Genomic DNA, 9,005 nt, shown 5'->3' on the forward strand with positions numbered 1-9,005 from the left:
ACTCCCGTTCCTCGTGTCGTTGTCAGCCCTTGATGCCGGCGCCGCCGTCGCTGTGGAGGACGGTGCCCGTCATCCCGCGGGACATCGGCGACGCCAGGAACAGGTAGCTCCAGGCGTGGTCCTCACCGGAGAGCGCGACCCGCAGCGGGACCCGCGACGCGATCTCGGCGGCGCGGCCGGGCCCGTCGAGGTGCTGCCCGTCCAGCCCCAGGGCCCGCGCCCCGGCCAGCCGGGTGCCGACGGTGCCGCCGGGGGCGACGCTGTTCACGCGGACGTCGGGGGCGAGGTCGTGGGCCAGCGCGATGCGCAGCCCGCGTATCGCGAACTTGGTGGAGACGTAGAGCGCGCCGCCCCGCCCCGGGTGGTAGGCGGAGGTCGACTCCGTCAGCACGATGCTCCCGCGGCTGCGCCGCAGCTCCGGCAGCGCGGCGCGGACGCCGTGCATGGCCGACCGCACGTTGACCGAGAACATCTCGTCGAAGGCGTCGTCGAAGGCGTCCTCGGCGACGGCGTCGAGGGAGCGGTAGAAGTCGAAGACGCCGACGCAGTGGACGAGCGTGTCCAGCCCGCCGTGGAGCTCCAGGCACCGGCCCACGGCGACGCGGTTGACCGAGGCGTCGCAGGCGTCGCCTTGGACGACGTCAACGCCGGGCAGCGACTCGCGCAGGTCCTCGCACTTTGCCTCGTCGCGCTCCAGGGCCACCACCGAGGCGCCCTCGGCGACGAACCGTTCCGCCACCGCGCGTCCGATGCCCGACCCGGCGCCGACCACCAGCGCCCGCCGCCCGTCGAGCCCGGGGGCGCTCACGACATCACCTGGCCTGTGTCGTCCTCGCCCGTGCCGTCTTCGCCGGTGTCGTCCGGGCCCGCGTCGCCCTCGGCGGGGAACAGCGAGCTGAACGGTCTGCCGACCATCGCGGAGAACGTCGCCGGTGACTGCCAGGTGAGGGCTTCGAGCTCCAGCGGGTCCAGGGTGACCCACTGGCCGGACTTGGTCGCCTCGATCAGCAGGCGCACGCCGTTGCGGGTCTGGACGAGGCTCACCCGGACCTCGGAGAACTCGTTGCCGAGGGCCAGCGGCTCGCCGACCCGGCCCGCCCGGAGCTCCGCCAGCTCCTCCGCGGCCGCCCTGGCCCGTTCCCGGTCGCGTTCGGCGTCCTCGTGCGGGCTCACAGGAACACCGCCAGGTTCTGGGTGCGGAGCACCGACTCGTCGACCTGGATGTGGCGGCGGGCGAGCCGCCAGGAGCCGCCGACGTCCCGGAGCACGTCGCTGCGCCCCGCCGACACCAGCGACGGCTCGTTGACGTCGCCGCGGCTGCGGAAGAGCAGCACCGCCGACTCCGCGAGGATCTCGCCGGGCACGTCGGTGGCGAAGGTGCGCACGTTGGACAGGTGGTGGCGCAGCCGCGAGGGCGGGTCCTCGGTCCAGGCGTGCTCGGTGCGCAGCCGGGCGACCCGGCGCTCCAGGGAGTAGCGGTCCTCGTCGAAGTGCGCCATCCGCTTGGCGGTGTCGTAGCCGGTGCCGAGGGACGTCGTGACCCGGATCGGCATGTAGTAGTGGACGTCCTCGGTCATCCGCGCGAGCCAGGTCTCGAGTTCCTGCCGGTCCAGCAGGTAGGTCTCGTCGACCAGCCACTGGTGTGCGGCGAGGTGCAGCGGATCGGAGAACGGGAGCGGGCCGCCCACCGGGGCGGCCGTGGTCGCGTGCGCGCCGAGGGGGCTGTCGGCGGAGGAGACGGGGATGTGCGCGGTCATCGGGCGGCGCCCTGGTCCGGGACGCCGACCGTGACGCCGGCGGCCTTGGCGGGCCCGGCCTCGATGAGGTCCGCCCAAAGGTTCATCAGATGGCGCTGGTTGTACTCGCCGTACCCGATCCGCGCCTCGCCCGGCCCCGCCCATTCATCGGCGCCCAAAGCCGGGGCGATGGTCGAGCCGTCCGGGAGCAGGCCCATGCGGCCGTTGAGGAGGAGCCGCCGCGCCATGCTGCCGCCCGCGGTGGCGGTCAGCGAGACCCAGTTCTCCACGTCGTCCTGCTCGAACATCCCGCTGCTGCCGAAGCACATCAGGTACGCCTTGTAGGACAGCGCCTTGAACTCCTCCGGGGCCTCCTTGTCGACCAGGAACCAGGAGAGCACCTCGGTCTCGTCCTCGCTGATCGGCTGCCACTGGCGCAGCGACACGAAGGGGAGCACGTCGTCGGAGTCGGCCACCCTGGGCCAGTTGTGGACGAGGCTGAGGTTCGGGAAGACCGATGCCGCGGAGACCATGAACCCGTCGCGGCCGACGAGGTCGAGCTGCTCGGCCGACCACGTCCGCTTCATCCGGTCGATCATCTCGTCGGGGTAGCCGACGTAGCGCAGGCGCTCTTCGAGCGTCCCCGGCGGCAGCTTGTAGGTGGTGCCGCCGCCGCCGGTGGCCCAGTACGTCGTGCCGTCCTTGCGCTTCTCGGCCTTCGGCTCGCGGAAGAGCCCGATCTCCACGACGCTCGCGTGGGTCTGCGGCGTGTGGTACATGTCCCCGGCGAAGTTCTCCGCGCCGATCTTCCAGTTCGCCTTGATCCGCCACCGCTGCGGGCCGAGCACCTCGACCCCGCTCGGGCTCTGCCGGGTGTAGTAGTCGAGGTAGAAGGCGAAGTCGCCGAGGAACTCGCGCAGCGGGGGCGCCTCGGGGTCCAGGGAGACGAAGATCAGGCCGTTGAGGGTGTCCATCGCCGGCGCGGGCAGGAGCCGCTGCCCGCGCTTGTTGAACCCGGCCTCCCCGCCGTACGCCTCCCGGTGGAACGGCAGGCCCACGATCCGGCCGTCGTTGCGGTAGGACCACCCGTGGTACGGGCAGCGGAAGTGCGAGGCGTTCCCCTGCTCGGCGCGGCACACCTGCATGCCGCGGTGCAGGCACATGTTGAACATGGCGTGCACCGCGCCGTCGGCGGCGCGGCTGACGATGAAGGAGTTCTCCATGACGCGGCGGACCACGTAGTCGCCGACCTGGGGGATCTCCGACTCGTGCGCCAGGAACACCCAGGAGCGGGCGAAGATCGCGTCGCGCTCGGCGGCGAAGACCTCGGGGTCGTTGTAGATGTGCGCCGGGAGCATCCCGCTGCGCACGTGGCCGACGACGTCGGACGGGTCGAACACGGGGACCTCTTTCTGTGGACCAGAAATGTATTCTGGAGGCAGGGCCTTCCCGTGTCAAGGAGGGCGTTTCTGATAGTAAGAGAACTCCAGCCTTCTAGATACGGGGAGAAGAGAGATGCCGCGTCTGCGTCAGGTCCACCGCGCCGAGGTCCAGGACGAGGTCGTCCTCGCGATGTACCAGCGCCTGTTCCCCGACCGCGACCCGGTCGAGGAGCCGGGCACGTCCACCGGCACCCCCGGCGACTGGTGGACGGTCTTCGCGCTGGTGCCCGACGTCTTCCGGCACGCCGTGAGCGGGTTCTCCCTCTACCGGAGCCCCGACCGCAGGCTCGACCCGGTGCTGCGCGAGCTCGGCCAGACCCGCGCCGGCTGGGCCCGCGGCAGCCAGTTCGTCTACTCCCAGCACTGCAAGGCGCTGCGGTCGCTCGGCCTCACCGAGGAGAAGATCGAGGCCGTCCGCTCCTGGGAGGTCTCGACGCTGTTCTCGCCGCTGGAGCGCGGCGTGCTGGCCTACACCGACGCGCTGGTCATGGCGAGCGGGCGCGTGGACGAGGCCGTCTTCGCAGCGCTGCGCGAGCACCTCTCCGACGAGGAGGTCCTCGAACTGACCTACATCACCTGCCTCTACGACATGCACGCCACGATGACCCGGGCGCTGCGGCTGGAGTTCGACGACCGCGACGACCCGATCACCGAGGTCGCGGCACCCGGCGACTTCCAGGGCCTCGACCTGGGCGCCGCGATCAGCCACCCCGGAGCATGATGAGCCTGCACGTACCCGAGCACCTGCGCGACCTCCGGGCGCGCGTCCACGCCTTCGTCGTCGACCGGGTCGAGCCGGCGGAACCCGTCCTGCACCGGGGCGGCGCGGAGGCCGGGGCGCTCCTGGCCCGCCTGCAGCGCGAGGCCAAGGCCGAGGGCCTGTGGGCGCTCGGGCACCCGGCCGAGCTGGGCGGCGGGGGGCTGCCCTTCCTGGACTACGTGTTCATCAACGAGGTCCAGGGACGCAGCGAGTTCGGCCAGCTCGCGCTGGGGACCTGGACGCTGCAGGACTCGCTCATGCTGCACGGCCACGCCGCCCCGCGGTGGCGCGAGCGGTACCTGGCGCCGCTCGTGGCCGGCGAGATCTCGCCGAGCTTCGCCATGACCGAACCCGACGTCGCGGGCTCGGACCCCACCGGGATCCGCACCACGGCCGTGCTCCGGGACGGCGAATGGGTGATCAACGGGCGCAAGTGGTTCACCACCGGGGCGAAGGAGGCGGCCTACACGACCGTCATGTGCCGCACCGAGCCGGACGCGCCCGCGCACTCCGCGTTCAGCATGATCATCGTCCCCACCGACACCCCGGGCTACGTGATCGAGCGCGACACCCCGGTGCTGGGGATCGAGCACGGCCACTACGAAGTCGTCTACGACGACGTCCGGGTCCCGGAGGCGAACCTGCTGGGGGAGCGCGGAAAGGGCTTCCGGATCGCCCAGGAGCGCCTCGGGCCGGGCCGCATCTTCCACGCGATGCGCTGGCTGGGCCAGGCCCAGCGGGCGTTCGACCTGATGTGCCGCCGGATGCGCGAGCGGGAGGCGTTCGGCGGGCCGCTGGCGGACAAGCAGCTGATGCAGCAGTTCGTCTTCGACTCCTACACCGAGATCTCCGCGGCCAGGATGATGACCCTGGCCGCCGCGGAGCAGATCGACCGCGGCGACGAGGCCCGGGTGGAGATCGGCGCCGTCAAGGTCGTCGGCGCGCGGATGCTGCACAACGTCATCGACCGGGCGCTGCAGGTGCACGGTGCGGCGGGCCTCACCGACGACCTGCCGCTGAGCTTCATGTACCGTGCGGCCCGCTTCGCCCGGCTGTACGACGGACCGGACGAGGTGCACGTGCAGAGCGTCGGCCGGCGGGTGCTCTCGCAGTACCGCGACGGAGGCAACTGGGAGTTCGGGTTGCGCTGACCGTCCCGGAGCCGCCGGGGGCGCCGGGGGAACTGGATCGGCTGAAGTCCCCGACCTGGGTCGGGCAGAAGAAAGGTGGCACCTTGTCCGAGTTCGTGACCGGCCATCCCTCGACGCACGGGGACGGCTACCAGCTGAACACCACGAACCTGTTCCGCCAGGCGGTGGTGACCCACCCCGAGCAGGAGATCGTCCACCGGGACGCGGCCGGCGCCTGGCACAGCACCTCGTACGAGGCGACGTGGCGGCGGGTGGCGCGCACGGCGCACGCGCTGCGCGGCATCGGCGTGGGCCCGGGTGACGTGGTGGGCGTGCTGGACTGGAACCACCTGCGGCACTTCGAGCTGTACTGGGCGATCCCCGGGACCGGCGCCGTGATGCTGCAGATGAACCTGCGCCTCGCCGTCGACGACCTCGCCTACGTCGTGGAGCACGCGGGCGCCACGGTGGTCTGCGTCGACGAGTCGCTCCTGAGCCTGGCGGAGGACCTGGTCGCCCGGTGCCCGCGGGTGCGGCACTGGGTGGTGATGAGCGACCGGCCGCTGCCGGAGATCGAGACCTCGCTGCCGGACCCCCTGGACCACGAGGCGCTGCTGGCCCGGCAGGACGAGGAGTTCGACTGGCCGGTGATCGACGAGACCTCCGCCTACAGCGCGTGCTACACCACCGGCACCACGGGACGTCCCAAGGGGGTGTTCTACTCCCACCGGGGCATCGTGCTGCACACGATGATGTGGGCGGCCGACCAGGCGGTGGGCGACCACGACAACGTGCTGCTGACGACGCCGATGTTCCACGCCCAGTGCTGGGGCCTGCCGCAGGTGGCGGTCTACGCGCGGGCGCGGGTGGTCCTGCCGGGGCGCTACTCCGCCGAGGAGATCGGCGTGCTGGCGCGGGCGATGGTCGACTACGAGGTCACGGTCACCAACGGCGCCCCGGCGATCTTCGCGCCGATGCTGGAGTACCTGCGCGCGCTGCCCGAGCCGCCGGACCTGTCCCGCGCGCGGATGATCTCCGGCTCCACCGAGCCGCCGCTGAGCCTGATCCGCGGCTTCCACGAGCTGACCGGGGCCTCGGTCGTCCACGGGTACGGCGCCACCGAGACCGCGCCGCTCGTCACGTCCAACCGGCCCAAGCCGTCCCTGGAGGAGCGGCTCAGCGAGGAGGAGCGCTGGGACCTCAAGCGCTCCCAGGGGCTGCCGGTGGCGGGCGTGGACGTCCGGCTGCTGGGCCCCGGCGGCTCGTTCCTGCCCCACGACGGGAAGTCGGCGGGCGAGATCTGCATCCGCGGGCCGTGGATCACCGAGAGCTACTGGAAGTCCGACGACGCGGAGAAGTTCCACCGCGGCTACTGGCGCAGCGGCGACATGGGGGTGATCACCTCCGACGGATACCTGAAGATCACCGACCGGCTCAAGGACGTGATCAAGTCCGGCGGGGAGTGGATCTCCTCCATCGACCTGGAGAACGCCCTGATGGGCCACCCGACCGTCCGGCAGGCCGCCGTGGTGGGCGCGCCGCACCCCCGGTGGCAGGAACGCCCCGTCGCCCTGGTCGTGCCCGAGTCGGGCCACGAGATCGACGTCGACGGGCTCCGGACCCACCTGTCCGCCACGTTCGCCAAGTGGCAACTGCCCGACGAGATCCTCGTCGTCACCGAACTGCCCATGACCAGCGTCGGCAAGATCGACAAGAAAGTGCTGCGCGAACGCTACGCCGACTTCTACGGCTGACCGCCGGCCGCCTCCCCGCCGCGACGGGCCGGACGGCGTGGTCCCCGCACCGCGCCCCCGCGCCTCAGAGGTCTCCTTTGCACTCCAGCCGCAGGAACGCCTTGGCGATGGGCTGCGCGATGAGGCCGACCTGCCAGCTCCGGGCGCCGAGGTCGCGCAGCGCGGCGGCCACCGCCGACACCGACGGCTCGTCGGGCGGCGTCCAGGCCAGCCGGCGGACGGTGTCGGGCTGGACGAGGTTCTCCGACGGCATCGAGTGCTCGTCGGCGAGCGCGGCGACGACGGCGCGGGCGGCGGTGAGGCGCTTGGCGGCCTCGGGGTCGCGGTCGGCCCAGCGGTGCGCGGGCGGCGGGCCGTCGCCGGGGACATTGGCCTCGGGCAGCCTGCGCTCGGGCAGGTCGCGGGCACGGGCGACGGCGCGCAGCCACGCCGACTGGTGCCGGCGGGCGCCGCGCCCCCGCATCGTGCCCAGCGCCTGCAGCTCGGCGGGCGTCTTCGGGGACTTCTGCGCCAGCTCTATGATCGCGGCGTCCTGCAGGACCCGGCCGGGGGACAGGTCCCGCTCGCGGGCGATCCGGTCGCGGGCCTCCCACACCTCGCGGACGGTGGCGAGCGCCCGCCGGTTGCGGATGCGGTGGATGCCGGACGTGCGGCGCCACGGATCGGCGCGCGGCGGCTTCGGCGGCGTCGCCAGGATCGCGGTGAACTCTTCGAGCGCCCAGTCCAGCTTGCCGGTGGACTCCAGCTCGGCCTGCAGCGAGTCGCGCAGCTCGACCAGCAGCTCGACGTCCAGCGCGGCGTAGCGCAGCCAGTCCTCCGGGAGGGGGCGCGTCGACCAGTCGGCCGCCGAATGCCCTTTCTCCAGCACGAAGCCCAGCACGTTCTCGACCATGGAGCCGAGCCCGACGCGCGGGTAGCCGAGCAGCCGTCCGGCCAGCTCGGTGTCGAACAGCCGGCGCGGGACGAGCCCCACCTCCGCCAGGCACGGCAGGTCCTGGTTGGCGGCGTGCAGCACCATCTCCGTGCCGGCGAGCGCGGCGTCCAGCGCGGACAGGTCGGGGCAGGCGATCGGGTCGATCAGCGCGGTGCCGGCGCCGGCGCGGCGCATCTGGACCAGGTAGGCGCGCTGCCCGTAGCGGTAGCCGGAGGCCCGCTCGGCGTCGACCGCGACCGGGCCGCTGCCCGCGGCGAACGCCGCGACGACCCGGTCCAGCCCGGCGGCGTCGGTCACCACGGAGGGGACGCCCTCGCGCGGTTCCAGCAGGGGGACGGGCGGGGGGCCGGCGCCGGCCTCCCGGTCCGCGGGGCCGGATTCCGCCCCGGCCTGCGCTGGAACGGTCCCGGGCCGCGCTGCGGCGGCCTCCTTCTCCGCACCGGCGTCCCGCTCGGAGCCGGTGGCGCGCGTTTCGGACACTCCTGCTGAACCCATCTCATCCTCGGGTTGGCGCACCGACCCGGGTCGCGGGGGCACGGGCCGCCGGGAAAGGCCGGCTTCTCTCGTGTTCTCCCCCGCCGCCCCGGTTTCGGACGCCGTGCTCACGTCCCCTACCGTACGTCGCTCAGCCGCCCGCGCCGCCCGGTCCGTTCGGAAGCGCGGCGACTCCGGACGGCGGCAGGCCCGCCGTCGTGCACATCACCTCGCACCAGGCGGCCACGTGACCGCCGAGGTCCTCGCCGGTCGGGGACCACGAGGCGCGCAGCTCCAGCTCGGTCGTGGACGGTTCGCCGCGCTTGTCGCCGAAGCTCTCCGACACCGCGCGGGTGATCGTCCCGGAGACGCCCGCGTAGCCGGCCGGCTCCAGCGCCTCCAGCAGCCAGTCCCACGCGACCGAGCCGATCAGCTCGTCGGCCGCGATGTCGGGCTCCAGGTCGGCGCGGATGTAGGCGACGACGCGGAAGCCGTTCGTCCAGCCGCCGCGGCCGTCCGGGTCGTACAGGACGATCAGCCGCCCCGTGGCGACCTCGGTGTCGTCCTCGCGGTAGACGCTGCCGGACATGGCCGCCGCGTACGGGGCCAGGCTCTGCGGCGCGGGCATGTCCTCGAGATCGAGCTCCGGCCGGACGCCGGGGCCGTCGAGGATGTCGCGCAGCGTGTCGAGGGCCCGCTGGAAGGCAGGTGGGTTCATGGATGGACCGGCCTGGGTGCGGGGGAGTGGCTCGGGACGGGGATGCCGGTGCGGGGC

The 9,005-nt window shown here is 72.8% G+C and carries 9 protein-coding genes; 3 read left to right on the forward strand and 6 right to left on the reverse strand.

Features of this window, described 5'->3' with window-relative positions; translation table 11 throughout:
* Positions 1-22 precede the first annotated feature (22 nt).
* From E1200_RS11410 to E1200_RS11425, 4 genes are read right to left on the reverse strand one after another with little or no spacing between them, the layout of a single operon-like run.
* Positions 23-808: an SDR family oxidoreductase gene (locus tag E1200_RS11410; RefSeq protein ID WP_131951822.1), complete on the reverse strand. Its 786-nt coding sequence runs from the start codon at positions 806-808 to the stop codon at positions 23-25.
* On the reverse strand, positions 805-1,173 hold the full coding sequence (locus E1200_RS11415) for a hypothetical protein (RefSeq protein ID WP_131951823.1): 369 nt from the start codon (positions 1,171-1,173) through the stop codon (positions 805-807). Before E1200_RS11415 ends, E1200_RS11410 begins: the two co-directional genes overlap by 4 nt.
* Positions 1,170-1,757, reverse strand: a complete 588-nt coding sequence (locus E1200_RS11420; protein WP_131951824.1) for a 3-phenylpropionate/cinnamic acid dioxygenase subunit beta — start codon at positions 1,755-1,757, stop codon at positions 1,170-1,172. The genes E1200_RS11415 and E1200_RS11420 overlap by 4 nt, the downstream gene beginning before the upstream one ends.
* A complete protein-coding gene (locus tag E1200_RS11425; RefSeq protein WP_243708480.1) occupies positions 1,754-3,136 on the reverse strand; it encodes an aromatic ring-hydroxylating dioxygenase subunit alpha in 1,383 nt (460 codons plus the stop codon). The genes E1200_RS11420 and E1200_RS11425 overlap by 4 nt, the downstream gene beginning before the upstream one ends.
* A 115-nt stretch (positions 3,137-3,251) precedes the next feature.
* Between E1200_RS11425 and E1200_RS11430 the strand changes: the two genes are divergently transcribed.
* The 3 genes from E1200_RS11430 to E1200_RS11440 all read left to right on the forward strand — a co-directional run bounded on the left by E1200_RS11430 (position 3,252) and on the right by E1200_RS11440 (position 6,822).
* On the forward strand, positions 3,252-3,899 hold the full coding sequence (locus tag E1200_RS11430) for a carboxymuconolactone decarboxylase family protein (protein ID WP_131951825.1): 648 nt from the start codon (positions 3,252-3,254) through the stop codon (positions 3,897-3,899).
* Positions 3,899-5,089, forward strand: coding sequence for an acyl-CoA dehydrogenase family protein (locus E1200_RS11435; protein WP_131951826.1), 1,191 nt, complete (start codon positions 3,899-3,901; stop codon positions 5,087-5,089). Before E1200_RS11430 ends, E1200_RS11435 begins: the two co-directional genes overlap by 1 nt.
* Positions 5,090-5,172: 83 nt before the next feature.
* Positions 5,173-6,822 carry a long-chain-fatty-acid--CoA ligase gene (locus E1200_RS11440; RefSeq protein ID WP_131951827.1) on the forward strand — a complete coding sequence of 550 codons (1,650 nt, stop codon included), beginning with the start codon at positions 5,173-5,175 and terminating at the stop codon, positions 6,820-6,822.
* A gap of 64 nt (positions 6,823-6,886) precedes the next feature.
* Here the strand turns inward: E1200_RS11440 and E1200_RS11445 are convergent, their stop codons facing one another.
* Positions 6,887-8,251, reverse strand: a complete 1,365-nt coding sequence (locus tag E1200_RS11445) for a ribonuclease D (RefSeq protein WP_131951828.1) — start codon at positions 8,249-8,251, stop codon at positions 6,887-6,889.
* Between the two features lie 130 nt (positions 8,252-8,381).
* Positions 8,382-8,948, reverse strand: coding sequence for a DUF3000 domain-containing protein (locus E1200_RS11450; protein WP_131951829.1), 567 nt, complete (start codon positions 8,946-8,948; stop codon positions 8,382-8,384).
* Positions 8,949-9,005: the final 57 nt, after the last annotated feature.

Origin of the sequence: Actinomadura sp. GC306 (genome assembly GCF_004348665.1) — a bacterium.
GTDB lineage: Bacteria > Actinomycetota > Actinomycetes > Streptosporangiales > Streptosporangiaceae > Spirillospora.

Coding starts and splice junctions, on each gene's coding strand:
- E1200_RS11450 (WP_131951829.1), bottom strand. CDS start 8,948: ATGAACCCACCTGCCTTCCAGCGGGCCCTCGACACGCTGCGCGACATC.
- E1200_RS11435 (WP_131951826.1), top strand. CDS start 3,899: ATGAGCCTGCACGTACCCGAGCACCTGCGCGACCTCCGGGCGCGCGTC.
- E1200_RS11420 (WP_131951824.1), bottom strand. CDS start 1,757: ATGACCGCGCACATCCCCGTCTCCTCCGCCGACAGCCCCCTCGGCGCG.
- E1200_RS11445 (WP_131951828.1), bottom strand. CDS start 8,251: ATGGGTTCAGCAGGAGTGTCCGAAACGCGCGCCACCGGCTCCGAGCGG.
- E1200_RS11430 (WP_131951825.1), top strand. CDS start 3,252: ATGCCGCGTCTGCGTCAGGTCCACCGCGCCGAGGTCCAGGACGAGGTC.